We start from the raw sequence: 22,994 nt of genomic DNA on the forward strand, positions 1-22,994 counted from the left end.
ATCAGAGACACAAGTTCACAATTCTTGACAGATAGCCTTGTGTGCATTATATTTGCCATTAGCAACTTTTGTTATTAGCAAATATTGTCAACAGCAAATATAAACCAGTAACGAGAATCGCCGCACAAGGCGGGAGGCATCGGAGGCTCAATGATTGATCTTTGTTCCGTACGCAAAATACAGACGGCCCGCCGCCGCTTTGAAGTTCAACTTAAAACGACAACCGGACTCACCCTGAACGACGCCCTCTGCCTGTGTTCGATTTCTAAAGGAATCAGGGAGCCGGGAGCCCTTTCAAGGGAGCTCGAATTGTCGCCGTCCCGCCTTACGCGGATTCTGGACGCTCTGGAAGGCAGAGGAATGATCGAGAGGAAAACCTCTGACGAGGACCGGAGAAACGTAACGGTCGAACTGACGCCTGAAGGAACCAGACTGATTCAAAGCTATCAGTGCTCCGAGCTGGAACTGCCGCCCGAACTTGTATTTACGCAGGAGAAGGCGATACTTGAATTTAATGGGACGGAGTCCCGGGAGGAATAAATGGCAACCTATGTAATAGTCGGAGGAGTAGCCGGAGGAGCGGGAACCGCCGCCCGGCTGAGAAGGCTCGATGAAAAGGCCGAGATCATCATGTTCGAGCGGGGAGAACACATCAGCTTCGCGAACTGCGGACTCCCCTACTATGCCGGAGGCGTTATTACCGACCGTTCGCGTCTTTTCGTAATGACCCCGGAGAAATTCAAGGAAGCGCTTAATGTGGAAGCCAAGGTTCGCCACGAAGTAGTTTCGATCAACAGGAACGAAAAAACCGTCAAGGTGAAAAACCTCGCGACCGGAAGCGAATACGAACAGGCCTACGACGCGCTCATTCTCAGCCCCGGAGCCTCTCCCGTCAAACCGCCCATTCCGGGCATCGACGATCCCGACATCATGAGCCTCAGATCAGTGTCGGACATCGACCGCATCAAGACCCGCATCGACCGCGAGGACACAAAAAGCGCGGTAGTCGTCGGAGCCGGCTTCATCGGCCTTGAAATGGCGGAAAACCTTAAGGAACGCGGCCTGGACGTCACTGTCGTCGAAGCTCTCGATCAGGTGATGAACGTGATCGATTACGATATGGCGGCGATCGTGCAGCAGCATCTGCGGGATAAAGACATACGACTGAAACTAAAGGACGGAGTATCCTCGTTCGCCCGCAAAGGATCGATTCTGGAAATCACCCTGTCCTCGGGAACAGTCCTGAAAACCGACATGGTGATTCTTTCCATCGGAGTGCGGCCCGACACCGCTCTCGCCCGCGAAGCCGGCCTCGAAGTCGCTCAAAACGGAGCCATCAAGGTCGACGAGTTCTTCGCCACGTCGGATCCTTCGATTCGGGCGGTCGGCGACGCGATCGAGTTTAGAAGCCCGCTCACCGGACTGCCCGTCACCGTGCCCCTCGCCGGACCCGCGAACAAGCAGGCCCGCCTGTGCGCGGACAACATCGTGAAAGGAAACACGCGCCCCTACGGCGGAACCATCGCGACAAGCATCGCGAAAATATTCGACATCACCGTCGCTTCCACAGGACTCACCGGCAAAAATCTCGAGCGCGCGGGACTTCCCTGGGCCGAGGCGGTAACCCACTCGGGAAGCCATGCAGGCTACTACCCGAACTCCTTGCAGATCGCGGTGAAGATTCTCTACCATCCTGAAACAGGAAAGCTCTGGGGAGCCCAGGCGGTCGGTTTCGACGGAGCGGACAAGCGGATAGACGTGCTTGCGGCATACATCAAAAAAGAAGGCACGGTGCACGACCTTGCTGAATTCGAGCAGGCGTACGCGCCCCCGTTCTCGAGCGCGAAGGATCCGATCAACATGGTCGGCTTTATTGCGGAAAACGCTCTCGATAAGCTCACCCGGACGATAACCTGGAAGGAAGCGGAAGCGCTCAGGAAGAACGGAGCCTTCATGCTTGATGTGCGGACTAAGGAGGAATTCGACCTCGGTTCGATTCCCGGAGCCGTGCTCATACCGAATACAGAACTGAGAAACCGGCTTGCTGAAGTTCCGAAGGACAGGGAAATCGTCGTGAACTGCGGAATGGGCTTGCGCGGATATCTTGCAGAGCGGATTCTGCGGGAGAACGGGTACGCGCGCGTATCCAACCTTACCGGAGGATACAAGACATGGAAGGCTGCGACTCTTGAAGTCGAGTATCTGACGAATCCTCCCGCTCAGACAGAGGCCGCTCATGCACAGCCGGCCCTCTTCGATAAAAACGCACAAGTTATAGAGGAAGACGGAAGCCCGCGACGGCACGGCAACGAAAAGGCGATCGTGATCGACGCGTGCGGCCTTCAGTGTCCCGGCCCCATCATCAGGCTCAAACAGGAAGCGGGAAACATGGAAAGCGGCGACCGCATCCGCATCCAGGCCACCGATCCGGGATTCGCCCGGGACGTGAAAGCATGGTGCTCGCTCACCGGAAACGAGCTCATCTCTCTGACGTCCGAATCCGGAAAGATCGACGCCGTCATCGAAAAGGGCGGACCGAAACCGGTTCTTTCCGGACGTTCGGCCGCGGCCGCGCCGCTTTCCGGCGCGACCCTCATCGTATTCTCCAACGACTTCGACAAGGCTCTCGCTTCCTTCGTTCTGGCGAACGGAGCGGCGGCAACCGGAAAGGACGTCACCATGTTCTTCACCTTCTGGGGTCTTTCCGTCTTACGGAAGAAGCATCCCGGCCGGGTTAAAAAGGATGTGATGGGAAAAATGTTCGGCGCGATGCTTCCGGCCCACATGGGCAAGCTATCCCTTTCGTCGATGAACTTCGCCGGCATGGGGCCGGTCATGATGAAAACGCGGATGAAGCAAAAGCATGTCGACCAGCTTGAATCGATGGTGTCCCAGGCCCGCATGGCCGGCATCCGCATGGTCGCCTGCCAAATGTCGATGGACATCATGGGAATAACGAAGGAAGAGCTGATCGACGGCGTGGAAATCGGCGGAGTCGCAACCTACATGGAAGCGGCGTCCGCCAGCGGCGTGAATCTGTTCGTATAAAGGGGCGGCCCTACATTCTGTAGCGTTCCGCGCGTTCTTTCAGGACGCGCGAACGCTCGGGATCGCCCTGTTTCTCGGCAATGAGTGACGCCAGCTGAAACACGTCGTACCCGATTTCCGGCTCTATAGTCGCCGGATCGAATCCGTCGAGTATCTCTGAAGATTCCCCGTGCCGGCCCTCGTCGAAAAGTTTCAGGGCCCGCGACCACCGCGAGAGCGCCGTGGCGTTGTCGAAACCGCAGGCTCCGCGGCGGCATACGTACCAGCTGGGCATCATACCCTTTCCCTTCACGGCTCTTCCCGGCCGTTCCAGCACCGAGAACGATCCTTCAATCTGCTTCGCGATCTTTTCCGAAACAGTGAGCCCCATCGGTACGGAGAGGGCTTCCAGACGGAAGGCGGTATTCACCGTATCGCCGAAAATATCGAATATATATTTCTTCACTCCGACTACGCCGCCGACCACCGGGCCGATATCGATTCCGATGCGGACCTCCAGGGGATTCCGTGAGCCTTTGTTCCGCGCTTCAAGATAATCGAGCATGTCCAGAGCGGCGTTCACGATTTTCACCGAACACTCGTCGTCCTGGGTCATCATGCCGCAGCAGGCGAGGTACCCGTCTCCGATCGTCTTTATCCGCTCGCAGTTCCTTTTTTCCATGATTTCGTCGAAGGCGGTGAACAAATCGTTCAGCTCGCAGATCACTTCGTCCGGAGTGCGGCTTTCGGCCCAGGGAGTAAATCCGACGATGTCGGCGAAAAGGACGGCGGTTTTTCCGTACACATGGGGAGTTGCGCTGCCGGTATTTTTGAGCTCTCTCACAACGGCTGGAGGGAGTATGTTGTGCAGAAGCGACTCGTTTTTTTTCTGCTCCTGATCGAGCTCTGCAGTCCGTTCCTGCACGAGCCGGTTCAATTCCCGGGCGCGACGGTTCAATCTGCGCACGCGGAGAAGGGCTCCGAGAAAGCCGACCGCGATCAGAAAGGCGGCCAACAAAAGATAAAAGGGGACGGTTTGCCAGAAGAAGGGAAGCTTGCGGAAACGCATCTCGGCTCCCGCCTCGTTTACCACTCCGTCGTTGTTTTTCGCCTTTACCCGGAACCGATAATCGCCCGGGGGAAGGTTCGTATAGCCGATCTCCCTGGCGACGTCCGCGGAAATCCAGTCCTTGTCGTACCCTTCCAGCATATAGTCGAAGCGGACGCGCTGGGGAACCACGAAACTCAGAGCCGTGTAGTGGAAGGTCACGCGCCTGGACGAGGCGGGAAGAATCAGAGCGAACGTATCGTCGCGCCCCGGAGCCCAGTCGGCCGTATCCGCCGGTATAAAGGTTTCGCCGTCGAGGAGAACCTTTTCAATGCGGACGGGGGGAGGCAGCATATTGTGGGCCACCGACTGGGGGTTATAGATGGAAAGGCCCTTGAGGGTCGGGAAATAGGCGATGCCGAATTCGTTTATATAGGACCAGGCGTTTGCCGAAAGCTGTCCGGCGAGGCCGTCGAGGCGGTCGAAGCTCCGCGCCCCCGCGATGACGAAGCCCCGCTGAGCGGCTTCCGCGAGCTCTTCGGCGGAGACGAGGAACACCTTCCGCCCGGTAACGATCCAAAGCATGCCGCGCTTATCCTCGAGAATCTCGAAGACGCTTTCGGAGGAAAGGCCGAGGGCCGAATCCGCCGGGATGAAGGACTCGCCGGTATACAGGCTTAAACCGTCAGAGGTGCAGGCCCACACATTGCCGAGGCTGTCCTCGAGAACGCGGAACACGACATTGCCGGCCAGCCCGTTCCCGGTATTGAAGGTCGTAAAACGGCCGTTCTCCAGAACGGAGACGCCGCCGCCGTCGGTTCCCAGCCACATCCTGCCGGAAGAATCCTCCAGCGCGCAGAGAATGAACAGATTCGGAAGGCCGGAATCGGTTCCGTAGGGAAACACCAGTCCGTCCGCAACGACGACGGGACCGGCGGTCGTTCCTATCCACAGGCTTCCCGAACGGGTGCGCGCGGAAAACCTGACGCGGTTCGTCGGAAGGCCGTCTTTTACCGTCAGCGTCTCCACGCCTCCGTCGGGCCTGAAAAAGAGGAGGCCCTTATCGGAATAGGTGGCGAAAACCAGCGACGAATCGACGTCCATACGCACCTGGCGGATCCGGATGCCCTTGAGGCTCTTCACCAGATCGTCGACGGCCCGGCGGCGCGCCGGATCGCTGTGGTAGGGATCGGTCGACGAAGGAAAGAACGAAACGCCCTCGTCCGTGGCTATCCACAAGCTTCTCCATTTATCCTCGGTAACGCCGTTGACCGCGTCGCTGACCAGGCCGTCGACGCGCGAGATATTCATGAATTTGCCCTGGCTGAATTTTACCAAACCGCCGCGTTCGGTTCCCACCCAGACGTTCCCCTCGCGGTCGCGGCACAGGGACGACACGACATTGCTGGGCAGCCCGTCGGCTTCGGAAAAGGAGCTCACGGCGTCGCCCGAGAGGGTGAGAATGCCGCGGTCGGTCGCTATCCACACCGTTCCGCCGGATTCCGCGAAAAACGCGTTAATGCTCGAACCGCGGAGGAAATCGGGCTCGATGATCTTGCGCACCTCGTTGCGGGAAACGAGCACAATCTGGCCGGAGCTCGTGCCGAGCCACAGCTGTCCGCTTACGTCCATCCAGGCGGCGGAAAAAGACCACTTGCCGAGCCCCTGCTCGTCAAGATAGGGAACTGCGGCCTTCGGCGTGATGAGCCTGAGGCCGGGAATATTCGAACCGACGATGACAGTGCCGTCGTGGAGGGGAAGTATGAAATTCGCGATGCCGAAGGAGCGGTCTCCGGTTCCGGGAGCGGGCACGAAACGCCCGTCCTTCAAGCTCGAAACCCCGTTCGCGGTTCCCACCCACACTGTGCCGTCGTTTGCGAAGGCAATCGAACGAACCGAAAGATCGGGCAGACCCTCTTCAAGCCCGTAGCGGACGAAAACGCCGTTTCTGCGCTCGTAGAGGCCCGCGGTGTTCGTGCCTACCCAAAGCGCCCCGTCGGGAGCGACTTTCAGCACGCGCGCGGAGCGGCCGGTGAAGCCGCCTTCCTGCGGAGTCATCACCGTGAAGGTTTCGCCGTCGAATCGGACGAGCCCGTCGTATGAAGCGAGCCAGACATAGCCGAAACTGTCCTGGGCGACATCGAGGATCGTATCGGAGGGCAGTCCCTCGCGGTCGGTCCATACGGTCATGACATGACGGGAAAGGCCTGATTCCTGCTCGGCCGCTGAAAGCGGCGCAAGAACGGCAAAAAAGAGAACGCCGAGGATAACGGAAAAATGAAGGGCTTTTTTCATGCCCTCAGTATAGGACCTGCCCTTCGTTTGGACAACCTATTTTCTCGAACTTCCCCGCCGGCCGTCCTTCAATCTGATGTTTCGGGCCTTCTCCGCGTGGAGGGTTTCCATCTCGGGAACGCCTAGAATCCGGTACATCGAAGCGACCTCGTCCCAGCCCCGGGGATCTTTCGGCCACTTGTCGACCACGATCCTGAATACCTCCAGGGCTCCCTTCGCGTCGCCTTTTTTAGCCTGGAGCCGTCCTTCGATCAGGAGGCTTTCAACGTCGGGAGCAAAGGCCTGATTGGCCTGATGAGCGAGGGTGAAGGCGTTCGCAGTTTCCCCCATGCGGTCGAGGCACCACAACAGGCAGGACAGAAGAGCCCTGTCGTCGGGACGGGCGCGCAGGAGATTGCGGTAGATGATCGCGGCCTTGCCGTACTGGCCGGCCCTCCTGCGATACAGGGCGATTGCGCGGGAAGACTCCGCGGACGGCTCATGGGAAGCGACCAGCTCAAGCTGATCGGCCGCGTCGGCCCATTTCCCGGCCGAAGCGAGCGCGTCGGCATGCTCCCGGCGGATCGCGGAATTATCGGGCCAGGTTTCAAGATAGGCGCGCTGAGATTCAAGAAGGTCGTCGATCGAATCAAGCTCTTCGCAGCAGGCTATCAAGCCCAGGAAGGCTTCCTCGTTCCCGGGATCTCCGTCCAGCACCTTGCGGTACCAGCCGATCGCGAGCTCGGGAAGGGAAAGGCGGAAATACACCCGCGCGAGGGCGGAAATCAATTCGGGAAGCGGACCTTGCTCGAGCACCAGTTTTTGCAGACCGGGAAGGACGGTTTCAGGATTTTCGTCGAGGTTTGCGTCGCAGAGGGCCTGATAGTAGGCGATGAACTGAGGGTCGCAGCCCGCGCGCGCGGCTCCGGGAAGCTCAGCCTTCAGATCGGTCCACGCGCCCTGTTCGGCGAAGAGCATTAAAACGCCGTAGCGGGCGGAAGGGTTTTCCTTGTCGAGGGAGACAGCCTTGCGGAAATGGTTGAGGGCGCCGTCGAAATTCCCGAGATTCCGCTGGGCCTCGCCCATGAGCGCGTGGATCAACGGATCGCTCCCCCATTTCTTGATGTGAAGCCGGCCCGCGCGCGCGGCAGGAGCCCATTCGCCCCGGTCCACGTGGTTGCGCACTATCCTGAGGCTGATATCCTTTCCGGTCGGCTCGTCGCTTCCCGGGAAGCCTCCCAGACTCTCGATCAGCGGATAGGCGGCCTCCGCGTTTCCGGACTCGAAAAGGGCCGCGACAATATACCACTGCAGGGTCGGGTCGTCCGGAGAGAACTCGCCGGCCGCCTCGTACTGGCCGATCGCTTCCGCGTAGTAGCCCAGATCGCGCAGGCAGTGGGCAAGGTAGACTCGCGGCAAAACGCCGTCTATATCGTTGTTGATCAGATAGGTGAACATCTGGCGGGCCAAATCCGCCTCTCCCTTGCGGAGCAGGCGCACGGCTTCCACGAACAAAGCGTTGCGGTATCCCTGATTGAGCCGCTCGTCGTCCGGCGCGAGGGAAAGCGCCTCCTCGAAGACCGAACGCGCGAGCGAAGGGCGCTTGGCGCGCAGGCATGCGCTTCCAAGAAGGGCGCGCGCGTCGACGGAGTCGGGATTGAGCGATATGCTTTTGCGGAGCGCCCGTATCGCGCGCTCGGAATCTCCGGCGGCGAGGCAGGACCTTCCGTAAAAAAACCAGCCTGCAGGATCTTCGGGAACAAGGCCCAGATACGAGCGGAAATTTGCCATGGCCCGGTCCGGCAGGCCCTGGGCGTGAAGGGAGCGCGCGAGGTAGAGATACACCTCAGGATGAGCTTCGGATTCTTTAGACGGAAAGCCCTCCGCTACGCCGCAGGCCGCGAGTTTTTCAAGTATCGTCGTAGCTTTCGAATAATCGCGGTTTTGTCCGGCTTTCAGGGCAAGGGAGAATTGTTTTTTGAAGCTGTTATTATCCATACGCGTTGAGGGAGTATACCATAGATGAGTGCAAAAAAAAGGGCCGGGTCTCCGTTTAAGAGAGCCGGCCCCTGAAGATTCGGCGTTTTTTAGGCCGAACGATTCAGCTTGTCAGCTTTTTTTGCCGGCTTGCACCAGGGTGACCGCGGCGGTGACCACGATATCATCGACCGAGCAGCCGCGGGAAAGGTCGGAAATGGGCTTCGCAAAGCCCTGGAGGAAGGGGCCGTAGGCCTCGGCTCCCGCAAGGCGCTGAACCAGCTTATAGCCGATGTTTCCCGCGCCGAGATCCGGGAACACCAGGGTGTTCACCTTTCCGGTCACCGGGCTTCCCGGCGCCTTTTTCTGCGTAACCGAGGGGACGAGGGCCGCGTCGGCCTGAAGCTCGCCGTCGAACACGAAGTCGACCGAACGGCCGGAAAGAAGCTTCGCTGCTTCCTGAACGCGCAGGACGTTCTCGTCCTTGCCGCCCGAGCCTTTCGTGGAGAAGGAAAGAAGGGCGACCACCGGATCGGTTCCGATGAATCCGCGGCAGCTCTCTGCTGCGGAACAGGCGATGTCCGCCAGCTGCTCGGAAGACGGGGTCGGGATAACGGCGCAGTCCGAGAAAATCATCAGTCCGTCGTTGCCCCACGAGCGGTCCTTCATTTCCATGACGAAGCAGGAGGAAGCGGTCTTCGATCCGGGAGCGGTGCCGATGACGGTGAGTCCCGCGCGCAGCACGTCGCCGGTGGTGTTTTCGGCTCCGGCGACCATGGAGTCGGCAAGGCCCTTCGCGACCATCATCGCGCCGAACCGGAGAACGCCGGCCATATCGATGCGGGCCTGTTCGTGAGTCATGCCCTTCGCCTTGCGCTTTTCATAATAGGCGTCTGCGAACCCCGCCAGAAGCTCGGAGGAAGCAGGGTCTACGACGGAGATGCCGGAAAGGGAAACGCCTGCTTCGGAGGCGACCGCCGCGACTGCGGACTGGGACCCGAGAAGGGTCACCTGGGAAGCGATCTTGTCGTCGATGATTTTACGGGCGGCTTTTACGGTGCGCGGCTCCGTGCCCTCGGGGAGAACGAGGCGGTTGCCGTAACTGATCGCTTTCTGTTTCATGGACTCGATAAAACTCATGGAAAAACTCCTTGGAATAAAAAAAGAATTGGAAAACAAATGCTCAGACAACAATACTCCCCTGAAACGGTTTGGGCAAGGGAGGCCGTCCGTATTGACTAAGGAAGAAAACCTCTTTACGGTACGATTATGAGCAAAGCAGGCATTATCGGTTTCGGACGGTTCGGCTCGTTTTGGGCGACTGTTCTTTCGCACGGATACGAAGTGTACGGATACAACAGGAGCGCGCCGCAGAATCCGCCCTGCCCGATGGTGAGTCTGGAAGAACTGTGCGCGCTTCCGGTAATCTTTCTGTGCGTCCCGATGCGGACGGTTCCGGAAATCCTCGCTAAAATCGCCCCCATGCTTAAGCCCGGCACGCTCGTCGTCGACACCTGCTCGGTAAAAATGGAGCCGGTCCGCTGGATGCAGGAAGCCCTCCCGGAAACCGTCGACATTCTGGCGACCCACCCCATGTTCGGCCCGGAGTCAGCAAAGGAAGGCTTGTCCGGCCTCCCCCTCATGATGCACCCGGTCCGCATGAACCATGATCAATACGCCGAATGGAGCCATTTCTTTTCGTCTCTGGGAATCATGGTCGTGGAAATGACTCCGGAGGAGCACGACCGCCAGGCGGCGATGAGCCAGGCCCTCACCCACATGATCGGCAGAACGCTCAACGCGATGGGAGTCGAGGAAACGCCCATCGGAACCCTGTGGTACCGCAAGCTCCTCGCCATCTGCAAACAGGTCGCCCGCGACTCTCCCGAACTCTTCCTCGACATGCAAACCCTCAATCCGCACGCGCAGTCGATGCGCGATTCGTTCTCCCGCGCCTGGGACGACGTATGCCGGAGCTTGACCGACCCCGATAATCGGGGCTAAATTATCTCTTATGGTAGATAATTCCGACAACGACCTTCTCGACCTCGACGAAGAGGATTACGATACGGTTCTCGCACCGGACATAGAGTTTTCCGGAAAGATACATTTTGAAGAACCCTTCATGATCAAGGGAACGGTTTCAGGCCTCATCGACGCTTCAAGCGACCTTCTCATCGACGAAGGCGCGACGGTGAACGCGGACATCCACGCCTCCCGCATCATCATCAAGGGCGCGGTCGTCGGAAACGTAACGGCAGACAAAATGGTCCACGTTTTCAGCTCGGGCAAACTGACCGGAGACGTCACCGCCCCGGAAGTGGTGCTGGAAAGCGGCTGCTATTTTACCGGAATCTGCACCATGAACAGGCCGGGTTCATGATACAAAGACTGATATCCGTTCTGGCCGCCCTCCTGCTCTGCGGCGCTCTCGCCGCCCAGGACGCAAAGCCCGACGCCTTGGCGATGTACCGGAGCGGCAGCTTCGAACAGGCGATAGAAATCTGTCTCGCGGAAATTTCCGCCTCCCCGGCGAATCTGGAAAGCCACGTCGTCCTCTGCTGGGCCCTCGTCCAGGCAGGCCGCTACGAAGAAGCCCGCTCGTGGGCCGAAAAAGGCCGCAAAATTTCCTGGTACGATCCCCGCCTCATCGAAATCCAGGGAGAAGCCTACTATTATCTGGGCCGGAACGATCAGTCCATCCGCCTGTTCCAGGAATACCTGTCCTACGCGCCCAACGGCTCGAGAATATCGATCGTCTACTGGTTCATGGGCGAAATCTACCTCCGCCAATCCCGCTTCCGCCACGCCGACATGGCCTTCTCTACTGCCGTTCATCTGGAGCCCCTCAACTCCCGCTGGTGGGTTCGCCTCGGCTACGCCCGCGAAATGGCGCGCGAATGGAGATGGGCGCTCGAAGCCTACAACAAGGCGATCGAGCTCGATTCATCCCTTTCAGACGCAGTCAGGGGACGCGAGCGCGTCCTGAAGCAGCTCTAGGCCGTTCAGATGGATATCGTACATTTCGAAACCCTCGGGTGCAAACTCAACCAGATAGAAACAGAATCTCTCGCCCATGCCTTTAAAGAAGCAGGCTTCCGCGTCACGCTCTCGCATGAAACCGCAGAAACAGCCTTCAAACCGATCGAACCGATTCTCCTATCCGTGGTGAACACCTGCACAGTCACCGGCAAAGCCGAACAAAAGGCCCGCAGGCTCATCCGCCTGCTCCTGAAAAACCACCCCGAAGCCGCCGTCCTCGTAACCGGCTGCTACGCCGAAGTGGAAGCCGACGCCCTCGCCGAAATAGACCCCCGCGTCGTGGTGATTCCGGGAACCCGCAAGGGCGAACTCGCGGAGCTTCCCGCCTGTCTCGCCGCCGAGCTCGTCGTGCATCCGGAACTTTCCGTACCGAACGCCGTACGCCGGTTCTTCCTCAAGCCGGCCGAAGGCCCCGAATCCTCCTTCAAACTTTCGACCGACGCCTTCCTTCTCCACTCCCGCGCCTCGATCAAAATACAGGACGGCTGCGCGAACCGCTGCTCCTACTGCCGCATCCGCCTCGCGCGCGGAAAATCGGTGTCCCTCGCCGCGGACGAAGCCGTCGCCCGGGTAATCGCCATAGAAGAAGCCGGCTGGGGCGAAGTCGTCCTCACCGGCGTGAACCTCTCCCAATACAAAAGCGGCGGCGAAGACTTCGCTCGCCTGCTCGAACGCATACTCGCGAACACCAAACGCATCACCGTCAGAATCTCGAGCCTCTACCCCGAGCGCGTCGACGAAGGCCTTTTGCCCATCCTCAAAGATCCCCGGGTCCGCCCGCACTTCCACCTCTCCGTCCAATCCGGCAGCGACCGCATCCTCAGCCTCATGCGCCGCCCCTACATGGCGGAAACCGTCTACCGCGCCGCCGAAGGCCTGCGAAGCGTCAAAAAAGATCCCTTCCTTGCCTGCGACATCATCGCCGGCTTCCCTGGAGAAACAGAAGAAGACTTCGCCCTCACCGAAAAACTATGCCGGGACATCGGCTTTTCCTGGATTCACGCCTTCCCCTTCTCCGCCCGCCCGGGAACCGAAGCCTGGTCAATGAAACCCAAAATTCCTGAACGGATCGCCGGCGAACGGGTGGCGATTCTGACCGCGATGGCCGAACAAAACCGGGAAAAATACATACAGAGATGGATGGGTGAAAAACTGGATGCGATAGTTGAAGGCTCCGAACGCGATTCGAAATTGTCCGTATTGACCGAAAACTATATTTCAGCGCCTCTCGCTTCCGCTTCCGCGGAAAAGGGCCAGCGGATCACGATCGTCCTGCGCCCAGGCCCTATAGCCGAGCCCGCCGACTGACCGCGCCCGATAGCTGAACAAATCGGTTGAGCTTTCCATCCCGATGGATTACACTAATAGATACCTACAAAGGGAGGACAACCGATGAACCGCCGAATCTTCCTTAACGGCTCTGCCGCGGCGATAGCGCTGACCGCAGCCGTATTCTCAGTCTCCTGCAGACAGATGTTTACGACCTCGCTCGCCGCGCCGCTGGCGAGAGACTCAATTACCATATCGTCTTCGGCCTCCACCAGCGACATCCTCGAAATCGCCGAGACCCAAGGCCTTTCGGACGCCTCCTCCGCCCAGGCCGTCCTTTCAGCCCTCGGCGGCAAAACCGAAACGGAGATAACCGCGCTTTCCGCGGAAGACCGGGAAACAGTGCTTAATCTCGCGTCCGCCGCGACCATCAGCATGGAAACGCTCACGAATCTCGCGTCCGCCGCCACCGCCGATGAGGCAGACCCCGACGCGCTCATAGAAGACTTTTTCGCGGGTTTCGACTCCTCCGCCGATCTCCGCGCGGTCGAGACCATCCTCGCGGACACTGAAAACCTCTCCAACCTCGCGCCGGACGCCCTCATCACGGCCTCTGCCGTCGTCGTTGCCGACCTCGCCAGCGAGGTTCCCGCCGCGGATCTGATGACCCTCCTATCAGGCGGCACCCCGGAAACGGAGCTGACAGAAGCCCAGCAGGCCCGTTTCGATCTGGTTCTCGGCGTAAAAACGAATATCGAAAGCCGCAGCGACGAAGAACTTTCGTCGATAGAAGTGGGCGGCTTCAATCTCGCTGATCTGCTGGCCGGTTCCGGGGGAGATGAATAATGGACAAACGAACGCTCTGCGCCGCTGCCGTGCTGGCCGCCGCTTTTTCCTTCGCCTACGGCCAGTCGCCGGTGCGCCCAAAGATTGTCTCAGCCCGCCTCGCAGGCTTCGCCGGCCCCTTCGCGGCCCAGGAAGCCGGGATAGACACGCTTTCAACTAATCCCGCGATGCTCGCTTTCTCTGACAGCGTCTGGTCGCTCGGTCGGCTCGCAGCCCATGTGTCGGGCCCGCTTTTCGATCTCCCCGCCGTTTTCCAGGAAGACGACATTTCAGGCGCCATTCTCGACCTGGTCGGCGAAAACAACGGAATCTATATCGGAACCGAAATAACCGGCCCTCTTTCCATCGCGCACGTCGAACGCAATTTCGGCTTCGGCATTTTCAACAGAACCCTTATCGAAGCCGACATACCGAATCTATCCTACGGCAGCCTGATCGCCGGCGAAGAAGTCCTCATCGCCGGGGGATACGGATTAACGCTGTTCCGAAAAGACCTACATTCTCTATCCGCCGGCCTTCAGCTCAAAGGCTTTTTCCAAACCTACGCGACCCAAGGCGGTACGGCCCTGGGCATTCTCGATACCGCGGAAAGCATGGATCTCGCTTCGATCCCCACGCTTCTCGCCACAGGCTTCGGCCTCGACGCGGGGCTTTTATACAAGCTGGGCGACGGTTTTTCCGCCGGCCTCGTCTGCCGGGATCTGTATACGCCGGTGTTCACCACCGAATACGCCTCCCTGGACGATTATCTTGCCGGCAGCGCGGGCGACACGACCTACGCGCGAATCGAACCCGAACTCACAATCGGCGCAAGTTATAACCTGCAGCTCCCCGAAGACTGGATCACCATATCGCAATGGGGGTTCTATCTGGACTATCGCGATATATTGGGATTGCTCGACATAATTCCGGCGAATCCCGTACTCAACGTCGCGCTGGGAACGGAGATGATCCTCCTCGACGTAGTCAGTCTCCGCGCCGGAATCAACCAGACATACGCGGCTTTAGGCCTCGGACTGGACCTTTCTCTCTTCGCCCTGGACGTAGCCATGTACGGCAGCGAACTCGGCATCGACCCCGGCGCCCGTCCCCTTTTGAACATGGAAGTCTCGCTGGCTTTTGAATATTAATTCGCCTGTCGCTTGACACTTTACGGGAATTCCTGTAATCTCCTTTACATCAAATGATTTGGGCCACTAGCTCAGTAGGTAGAGCAACGCCCTTTTAAGGCGTGGGTCGATGGTTCGAATCCATCGTGGCTCAAACACTTTAATCCTTATGTTATAAGGATTTATTACCACCCGCAAACCGGGCGTAATACTGATAATTCTTCTTATGTGCAATGAATGTGCAATAAGCGCGTTCCAGAGCAACGCCCCACTAGGGTGCTGTTCACACATAACAAAAGTGATTGGTATTATGTCCGGTTTTATTTTAACCAAACGTGGTGATCTTCCTAACTATTATGTCAGCTTCAAAAACCCTCTAACTGGCAAATATGGTACAAAAAGATGTACTGGGACTTCTGATCGAAAACAAGCTGAAAAAATAGCCTATCAATGGCTTGTATCTGATTCTGATAATGATAATAAAAAACTTTCCACCAAGAACCTCCTTGATGCAATCAAATTCTCTGAATTAACAATTGATGACACAAAGCAAATTGTTGAACTCCTACAAATTAAGGGCTTAGTTGTTTCTGCTGTTTTAAAAGAAGACAAAAGCGATATACCATTGATCGCTTTTCTTGAGAATTTTTGGACAGCTGAGACATCACCGTATATTAAAGAAAAACTCAGAAAACAACATGGAATCCACAAACGATATATCACGAAACAATATGGAGCTATAAAGAACTATTGGAAGCCTTTCTTTAAGGATGTTAAACTTGGATCCTTAACCCGAGATGATATAAATAAGTTTATAGACTGGATGGGACTCTCCCCTACCCCTTCAACATCGCCAGGAAAGAATGCAATGATTAAGGCCGGAACATTAGCATTACGATGGGCAGCAAGAAACGGATATCTACCACATGATATTACACAGGGATTGATGTTTTTTAGTGGAGAAAATAATAAGAGAGAAATTCTAACACCAGAACTAGCAGCTGCTGTATTCCAACGTCCATGGAAAAATCCAACATCAAAACTTGCCAATCTCCTTGCGATGTGCACAGGAATGCGAGCAGGAGAGATTCAAGGGCTTAGAAAACAGGATTTAGGAAAATCATGTTTATACATACGCCACTCATGGAATTTTGATGATGGTTTGAAAACAACAAAGAATAATGAAAACAGAATTGCGGAAATTGTTTTCCCAGAGCTTATGGGTGCAATTATTGACCAAGCCAATTCAAATCCTTATGAGGAAGGCCTCGAGGGGTATGTGTTTTGGGCTTCTATCCCTAATAAACCATGTGAATCAAAAATATGGCTTGCAGACCTTCGAGAAGTTTGTAAAGAAATAGGCATTAATGACCCCTCATGGGTTACTTTCCATGCCTGGAGACACTTTTTTGCTACATATATGCATGGCAAAGTACAGGATAAAGTACTCCAAATGGCCACAGGCCATAAGACTAACGCAATGCTTCAACATTATGCAAATCACACTCGTTTGGAAGATATTAATGAGTTAAAGGAGGCTCAAAAGAGTGTTTTTGAACCAATATTAGGTAAAATTATCGATTTATAGTTATTTAGCTCCCTGATGTTGTCGACAAAGGAAACAATCAGGAGGCTAAATGAATTATTCCCAAGGTCAATTTATGCTCCAAGCATGCAAACAAGAAATGCGCTGTCCTAAATGTAAAAGAGGAACACTTACCTCAGCAGAGGATATAGACAAACACTTGATCTGTGATCAGTGTGATTATGTAGTCTGGAGCGGGTATGATGAGGTAATGCGAGAGTATCGTGAAACAAAAGCTTGATAATGAAGTATAAGTGGTGAAAATTAAGAAATTGAATAATATCTCCACTGGATGTAAAATACTTAAGTTGTTCAGTATAAACTAATGTTAGATTGACCCTTCGGGCGGAGGAAAGATGAATATAAACTATTCTGAAATATGGTATACATATTCAACATACTTTTCCGGTAATCAACTTGTCCCATTAAGTATTATTTCTGAAATATTACTACGAACTAACATTACAGATTGTATATACACAAACGAAGGAAATTACAGAATATTATCTGGTGATAAAGTCATAGAAAAAGAGATTGATACAGAATACAACCCAGAAATGACACGAGGTTCATTTTCAATAAAAGATTGGCCAGAAAATGATTTTACAAAGGAAGTTTTATATCAAAACTGTATAAACTCATTTTTCGAACGGAAATTATTAAATTACGATGGTAAATATGTAGATAATAGTTATATTCGGTTTTCAGTAGGAGAAGCTGTTTTATTATTTGAACACGATGATAAAATATTGTATCCATTTATCACAGTATATCCTACAGGAATTTTGATTCTTGAATTTAGAGGTATTTATAATAAGAGTTATGGTATAGATGACTATATAGACAATTGCGTTGATTTTTCTCGAAAAGTTTATTCGAAATGTTATACAAGCAAACAACTATCAAAATTATCACGAAATATAATTAATTGGACTGGAGAATGTTCGGAGATAATTGAAGATAGTGGTGAATTTAAGTTTGAACTTTTTGAGTTTATTGTTGGAGAAAAACATCGTACACTAACCACTATTGCCACAACAATGTTTGAAATAATAATAACATTGATGAATCATGTATTAAAGAAAAGTAGTCTTGAAATTGGAAATATATGGATTCATAAGCCACACATTCATTTATTGAAATACACAAATCAAAAAAAGTTAGCGAGCGAATGTGTTGAAATGAATTCAAAGGAACTAAAAAAAATATTACTAGATATTAGTAGATCATATGAAGATTATATTGAAACTTATGAATTGAAGAACTTAAGAAAATTCAATGATTTTGCTAGGTTTTATGCATCAAATTTAACTCTGACTGTTTGGAGTAAGGATGGCATAAAGAATGAGACAACTTCATTTGATCCAAATTTTAATCATTGTGTATACCATTCTGAAGTAACAGATCGTTTTTTGGATTATATCAATATGCTGTATGAACAGTCATTTAATTATATAAATAATTGCATGAGTTATGATCAGTTGCTTTATCATCAAACAAGTCATTATTTATTAGAAAATGATTTAATGCATATTTCAAAATATGGTGAGATTGAAGATATGATTTCATATGCAAAAAGCGTTTTACGTATAGAGGAAAAAGCAAATAATGCTTTAAACTTACTTGAGCTTAAAAAAAGCGAAATTGATTTTGCCAAAAACAAACAAATCACTGTCTTTAGTTATGTAATTACTTTCATTTTTGGAATAATTTCAACAGGAGCTCTTTCAAATGACCTAATAACACCATTGTATAAATATTTAGGTTTACCAGCAATTAATAATTGCTATCTGGAGAACTTGTTAATGTGGGGAATTAGTTTTTCTGCAATCTTAGTGAGTGTTTTTATTGCTTATCATTTGATAATACGGAACAAGAAAAAAATCTAACAACTGCTTCAACCTGATAATTCCTTTTGTCATGAAAATTGCAAGTCGCTTCGCTCGGCAATTTTCACGCCAATCCCTTCGGGCCGGAATTACAGGTTAAGCAAATGTTAGGCAGACCCTGCGGGCGCAGATAAGAATAGGAGATTTTCTTGGTAAAGTATCATGTTTTAACGCTTGTAAAAGATCTTGGTCATACTAAATCAGTTATTAACCCAATATTGTTTGAAACAGGTATTGGCTTAGTTTTATTTGATGCTGGTTATCCAAACCAAATAAAAGACTTTGAATCTGAATTCTCAAGATTAGGGTTTTCTATAAAAGATTTAGCTGTGATAGTAATATCACATCATGATCATGACCATATTGGTTCATTAAATGATTTAATATCTATTAATAAAAATATTCAAATATGGGCTAATGAAATTGAGGCAAGTTATATTTGTGGAAAGAATAAATCATTGCGATTGCTTCAAGCAGAAGAATATAATAAAACGTTAAATGATAATGAAAAAATATTTGGAGAACAGTTTGTTGCTTATTTGAAAACAATTGATACTGTACCAGTGGATAAGGTAATAAATGATAATGAAAGTATTTGTACTGGCTTAAAAGTAATAAATACATTTGGGCATACTCCCGGTCATATATCGCTATATTTAGAAGAAGAAAAAATTCTCTTTGTAGGGGATGCCTTAGCAATCGAAGATAATAAATTGATAATTGCAAATCGACAATTTACTCTTGATATGAATGAGACTGTAAAAAGTATCATGAAAATAATCAATATAAATGTTAGTAAAGTAATTTGTTATCACGGTAATCAATTCATTGGAAATGTGACAAATAGCTTAAATGAATTATTGAAGAATTTGCCTAACAACTAGTTCAACCTGACAATTCCTTTTGTCATGAAACTTGCTGGTCGCTACGCTCGGCAAGTTTCACGCCAATCCCTACGGGCCGGAATTGCAGGTTAACTAAATGTTAGAGCGACGCCTTCGGCGCGGCGAGAAAAGGAATAAATATGAACGGCGTTATTGAGTATTTACAAGACGAACATACAAAGCTTAATATTATTAAACTGATTAAAAATAATTTATATTTATATCATCAAATTAATACAAATGAGAAAATACAAAGTTTTTCTGGTTCAATATATAATTATTTTGTTTCTGAGTGTATTCAAAACAATCAATACATATCTCTCTCAAATGAAACAATAAACCGAATTAATGATATTTATATAAACCTTGTTAAAAAGTTAAAACAAATAAGTACAGACAACTACGATAATGAATTAATTGAATCAATAGTGATTAACCATAGAGAACAGTTATTAAAAGCATTATCTGAAAATGAGTATCACAAATGCGATAACCAACTGTATATTCCTTGTTCCGAATATTCCGGTTCTTTTCAATATACTTTATTAAGGCTAAACCAATTCAGATTGCTGGAACCAGTTATGGATATTGGTTGTGGAAAAGATTATGAATTATTAAAGTATTTAGAACATGCTGGTTATAAAGATATATTTGGTATTGATCAATATATTTCTGATAATAATTATATTGCATGCACCAATTGGTTTGATTATAAATTTGAACCAAATAAATGGGGTACAGTTATAGCTCACATGTCTTTTTCTAATCATTTTCGCCGTAGTTTAATAAATGAAGATATAAATCTAGAAAAGTATAAAGACAAATATGCAGAGATATTAAGATCACTTCAAATAAATGGATTATTTATATATACACCATCAATAAAGCAAATAGAAAATAGCATTAATAAAAGCTATTATTCAGTAGCATATTATGAAAATATGAATGATAGAAATCTAGATACTGTTGTTATAAAAAGAAATCTCTAACAACTGCTTCAACCTGTCAATTCCTGTTGTCATGGTTTGTGCTGGTCACTTCGCTCGGCACAAACCCATTATCAGTCAAGATAGTTTACGCCACTAGGAGGCGTAAACTATCTTGACTGATAATGCCCCTGCGTCAGTAAAAGTACATACTAAACTTGAGCGACTAGTTGAAAAAATATATGGTAGGTTTTTTACTGATGATTATGAGCAAGTAGCATTTCTATTTGAAGAGTATTGAAAATTAGCTGAAGAAACACACTGAATATTTAGTTTATATCTAACTTGGAATAGCAACAGGTGTTTAAAACACCTGTTGCCCTGCTGCTTATCAAATCTATTTTAAAAGCAATCGCGACACGATACTATCCATAATCGTCCAGCTCTTTAATGGCCTCCCTCATGTGGATAGTATCGAAAGAACAAGAAGCGAGCTAATAACGAAGGATAAACAATTAGCTTCACATGAAGCTTATTCCGCAAGAGCATACTATTTCATCACAGTTTTTAATTAGCTTCACATGAAGCTAATTCTCTACAAAGAGGAAGAGTTGTAATTGACACTGATATCCTACTGGCCCGCATACAGGGCAAGATAAAGGGTGTATTACAGAGTGGTTTATTTCGTTATAGAACATACATTTATTTGTATTACATTTCTTATCCTGTATTACAGAAGATATATAACTCTATACCATATATAAATTTAAGTGTATTACAAGCAGAAAACCAGACAGAATAATGCTAAATCAACAAAAAAAAGCCCTGAACCAGAGTGTTCAGGGCTTAATCGGTATCAGCTAATTAGCTTCATGTGAAGCTAATTTATGGCTTGAGAGAATTAGCTTCATGTAAAGCTAATTTATGATAGATTGTTTTTGGAAGTAATCGGTAAGACGTGAACGCAGGACTAAATCAACTGGCTCAAGAAAACGAACTGCAATATCATTACAAGGAATTCCTGTAATATCGAGTACTTGCTTTCTTAATACGACAGCTCGGAGAGAAGCAATTTCACTGGGAGACGAAAACTGAATTTTTATAACCAGCTTATCGTCTCCATCAATCAGCTCATTATCAAGGCATAATAATCGTGCACCTGAGAAAGAAATATTTTGAATAGAGCAATCTATTTTTTCTCCATGAAGCCACACTTCGTTATCCATCGGCTTTATGCGTAGCGCATCAATATTTTCTTTAGACGCACTAATACGTACATCAGCTCGCAGCTGTTGTACCTGTGAAATATCAAGAAGGGCTACCCAAAGTTCATGTAACGGAGTCGGTAATTTTTCTGGGGAATATAAAAATGTTAGTATTCAATGTTTTGTTTTGGTTTGCATTATTGACTCATACGATATTGGAATTAAAAACGAATCGTAACGAGTTCTAATTTTCAGATATATTGGATTGATGAACTGAACATTTTTTTCATTTGAAATAAACGAAATGTGTTTTTTCGAGAAAGCAAATAGAACCGAGGGCAATATCATATTCGCAGTATGTATTGATGAACTGGTGATACCAAGATGGGAGATGACATCAGGTGTTAGTAGAACATCCATGTGAAAGACTCCTTTGAAGTAATGAATCAACCGCTTCATACGAGATCTTGCCTTTTGCGAGCAAGAGTATTCCAAGCCGTGTATAAAATAAATCAGATAATGAATATGTATAATCAGGATAGTGTTCCCGAAGATATGAGACTGCGCGTTTTGTTTTATCAACCCGAGAGGCGAACTGCTTAAATAGAATTGTTACAGGTAAGGACAAGCCAGGTAATGAGCTTATCCCAGTTTCAGTATTTCTTACACAATATACTCTTCGATGGGCAGGGAAAGTGTAATACAGGAATAACACAGCATGAGGGGGATAGAGTAATTCAACACCGTTTGGTTTTTCAATCATGGTGTCCTCATGACCATCAGCATAGAGAGTATAAAAATGAGGTGTATTCAATATCTCAACACTCAGAATTCTATTCTTCATATAAATCACTATACAGCGAATAAGAAAAAGTGCAATACAATGACATTGACGCATACAAGAGGTTGTTGTTATACTAACTACAAGCTGAACTCAACGACAGAATCAATCACTCGATTTTTCTTACGAATCATTATTCGTGAGCATTGATTGATTTCCTCATCAGAGAGGTGTCTATGAGTATCAGAGAACGGCAGATCACTGACGAACTTTTTTATAAAAAGTTTGAACGAACTTATCAAAACCTTACATTAACCGGAAAAGCACCATGGCTCAAAGAAGGAAAGATTGAACGTGATATAGCGTACAATCCAACTTCCGGAGTTATATTTAAAGGCGTTAATGCACTCATGCTTGAAATGAGTGCTGCTGAGCAAGGATTCAAAGAATCCAGATGGTTATCAGAAAGCGAAGTAAATAATTTCAGATTACGAGTTCGCCCAGGAATGGAACCAACTCCCATTGCCTATGTGAACCGCTATGCTCATATAACCGACGTACATCCATCAACTGGAAAAGCATTCGACGAAAAGCATCCGAAGCAGAAATACTACTACATGTACAATATTGAACAACTGAAAGAGTGTTCGATGCTACGAGAATCAGGCTTAACACTTGATCGAGCACTGGTTCAAGAAAAGATTAAAACAGTTGTAGAGAATACCAAGACAAATCGGTTTCCCGAAATACTTGATAAAGTAAGTAGTACAGCAGAACAGAAAACAACGGATGATAAGTCACGGCTTATCGCTCAAGAACTTTCACGTTATCGCATGACTCAAGAATTCAAAGGCAATTTTATTCCACAGGCTCCACTACTTGCCATGAAAGATGCTTCAATTAAAACACACGGAGCTACACTTCTTACAACCTTATATCACGCAGAGGTTGCAAAAGATCGTTTTATCTCCCGAGGAATGAATCTTGAAAATGATAAAGTGCGAACAGTCGCACGAACTAGACAACAAGAACATCAACAAGGGCTTTCACTGTAAGAAATGTCACAATTTAAATAATTAGCTTCACATGAAGCTAATTATTTTTTATCTCACCTGAGCAAGCATTCTTTTAA

At 50.0% G+C, this 22,994-nt stretch carries 18 protein-coding genes and 1 tRNA gene; 14 read left to right on the top strand and 5 right to left on the bottom strand.

Features of this window, described 5'->3' with window-relative positions; genetic code table 11:
• The first annotated feature begins 150 nt into the window (after positions 1 to 150).
• Positions 151 to 540 (top strand): MarR family winged helix-turn-helix transcriptional regulator, encoded by a 390-nt coding sequence (locus tag K7J14_RS02120; RefSeq protein WP_230752537.1) that lies wholly within the window; start codon positions 151 to 153, stop codon positions 538 to 540.
• Positions 541 to 3,048, top strand: a complete 2,508-nt coding sequence (locus tag K7J14_RS02125) for a CoA-disulfide reductase (RefSeq protein WP_230752539.1) — start codon at positions 541 to 543, stop codon at positions 3,046 to 3,048. It begins immediately after the preceding gene.
• 10 nt (positions 3,049 to 3,058) lie between these two features.
• Here K7J14_RS02125 and K7J14_RS02130 read toward each other — a convergent pair whose 3' ends face one another.
• The 3 genes from K7J14_RS02130 to pta all read right to left on the bottom strand — a co-directional run bounded on the left by K7J14_RS02130 (position 3,059) and on the right by pta (position 9,466).
• Positions 3,059 to 6,370, bottom strand: coding sequence for an adenylate/guanylate cyclase domain-containing protein (locus K7J14_RS02130; protein ID WP_230752540.1), 3,312 nt, complete (start codon positions 6,368 to 6,370; stop codon positions 3,059 to 3,061).
• Between the two features lie 36 nt (positions 6,371 to 6,406).
• Positions 6,407 to 8,347, bottom strand: coding sequence for a tetratricopeptide repeat protein (locus K7J14_RS02135; protein ID WP_230752542.1), 1,941 nt, complete (start codon positions 8,345 to 8,347; stop codon positions 6,407 to 6,409).
• 111 nt (positions 8,348 to 8,458) lie between these two features.
• Positions 8,459 to 9,466, bottom strand: a complete 1,008-nt coding sequence (pta, locus tag K7J14_RS02140) for a phosphate acetyltransferase (RefSeq protein ID WP_230752544.1) — start codon at positions 9,464 to 9,466, stop codon at positions 8,459 to 8,461.
• A gap of 129 nt (positions 9,467 to 9,595) precedes the next feature.
• Here pta and K7J14_RS02145 point away from each other — a divergent pair, with 129 nt between their 5' ends.
• From K7J14_RS02145 to K7J14_RS02195, 11 genes are all read left to right on the top strand, one after another.
• Entirely contained in the window at positions 9,596 to 10,330 is a 735-nt protein-coding gene (locus K7J14_RS02145) for a prephenate dehydrogenase/arogenate dehydrogenase family protein (protein ID WP_230752547.1), read from the top strand.
• A gap of 10 nt (positions 10,331 to 10,340) precedes the next feature.
• Positions 10,341 to 10,709: a bactofilin family protein gene (locus K7J14_RS02150; protein WP_230752549.1), complete on the top strand. Its 369-nt coding sequence runs from the start codon at positions 10,341 to 10,343 to the stop codon at positions 10,707 to 10,709.
• A complete protein-coding gene (locus K7J14_RS02155) occupies positions 10,706 to 11,326 on the top strand; it encodes a tetratricopeptide repeat protein (protein ID WP_230752551.1) in 621 nt (206 codons plus the stop codon). Before K7J14_RS02150 ends, K7J14_RS02155 begins: the two co-directional genes overlap by 4 nt.
• A gap of 9 nt (positions 11,327 to 11,335) precedes the next feature.
• Positions 11,336 to 12,676: a tRNA (N(6)-L-threonylcarbamoyladenosine(37)-C(2))-methylthiotransferase MtaB gene (gene mtaB, locus K7J14_RS02160; protein ID WP_230752553.1), complete on the top strand. Its 1,341-nt coding sequence runs from the start codon at positions 11,336 to 11,338 to the stop codon at positions 12,674 to 12,676.
• Positions 12,677 to 12,760: 84 nt separating this feature from the next.
• Complete coding sequence (locus tag K7J14_RS02165) at positions 12,761 to 13,483, top strand: hypothetical protein (protein WP_230752555.1); 723 nt, start codon at positions 12,761 to 12,763, stop codon at positions 13,481 to 13,483.
• Positions 13,483 to 14,613, top strand: a complete 1,131-nt coding sequence (gene traF / locus K7J14_RS02170; protein WP_230752557.1) for a conjugal transfer protein TraF — start codon at positions 13,483 to 13,485, stop codon at positions 14,611 to 14,613. Before K7J14_RS02165 ends, traF begins: the two co-directional genes overlap by 1 nt.
• Before the next feature lie 60 nt (positions 14,614 to 14,673).
• Positions 14,674 to 14,746, top strand: a tRNA-Lys gene (locus K7J14_RS02175).
• Between the two features lie 156 nt (positions 14,747 to 14,902).
• The gene (locus K7J14_RS02180) at positions 14,903 to 16,180 is read left to right on the top strand and encodes a tyrosine-type recombinase/integrase (protein ID WP_230752559.1); all 1,278 of its coding nucleotides are present in this window, start codon (positions 14,903 to 14,905) and stop codon (positions 16,178 to 16,180) included.
• 353 nt (positions 16,181 to 16,533) lie between these two features.
• A complete protein-coding gene (locus tag K7J14_RS02185) occupies positions 16,534 to 18,066 on the top strand; it encodes a hypothetical protein (protein WP_230752561.1) in 1,533 nt (510 codons plus the stop codon).
• Between the two features lie 149 nt (positions 18,067 to 18,215).
• The gene (locus tag K7J14_RS02190) at positions 18,216 to 18,950 is read left to right on the top strand and encodes an MBL fold metallo-hydrolase (protein WP_230752563.1); all 735 of its coding nucleotides are present in this window, start codon (positions 18,216 to 18,218) and stop codon (positions 18,948 to 18,950) included.
• Between the two features lie 140 nt (positions 18,951 to 19,090).
• The gene (locus tag K7J14_RS02195) at positions 19,091 to 19,939 is read left to right on the top strand and encodes a hypothetical protein (protein WP_230752564.1); all 849 of its coding nucleotides are present in this window, start codon (positions 19,091 to 19,093) and stop codon (positions 19,937 to 19,939) included.
• Between the two features lie 854 nt (positions 19,940 to 20,793).
• Here K7J14_RS02195 and K7J14_RS02200 read toward each other — a convergent pair.
• The gene (locus K7J14_RS02200) at positions 20,794 to 21,102 is read right to left on the bottom strand and encodes a PilZ domain-containing protein (RefSeq protein WP_230752567.1); all 309 of its coding nucleotides are present in this window, start codon (positions 21,100 to 21,102) and stop codon (positions 20,794 to 20,796) included.
• Positions 21,103 to 21,478: 376 nt separating this feature from the next.
• A complete protein-coding gene (locus K7J14_RS02205; RefSeq protein ID WP_230752568.1) occupies positions 21,479 to 21,925 on the bottom strand; it encodes a hypothetical protein in 447 nt (148 codons plus the stop codon).
• Positions 21,926 to 22,098: 173 nt separating this feature from the next.
• Between K7J14_RS02205 and K7J14_RS02210 the strand changes: the two genes are divergently transcribed.
• Positions 22,099 to 22,917 (top strand): ArdC-like ssDNA-binding domain-containing protein, encoded by an 819-nt coding sequence (locus K7J14_RS02210; RefSeq protein WP_230752570.1) that lies wholly within the window; start codon positions 22,099 to 22,101, stop codon positions 22,915 to 22,917.
• Positions 22,918 to 22,994 lie beyond the last annotated feature (77 nt).

This window comes from Teretinema zuelzerae, assembly GCF_021021555.1.
Lineage (GTDB): Bacteria > Spirochaetota > Spirochaetia > Treponematales > Treponemataceae > Teretinema > Teretinema zuelzerae.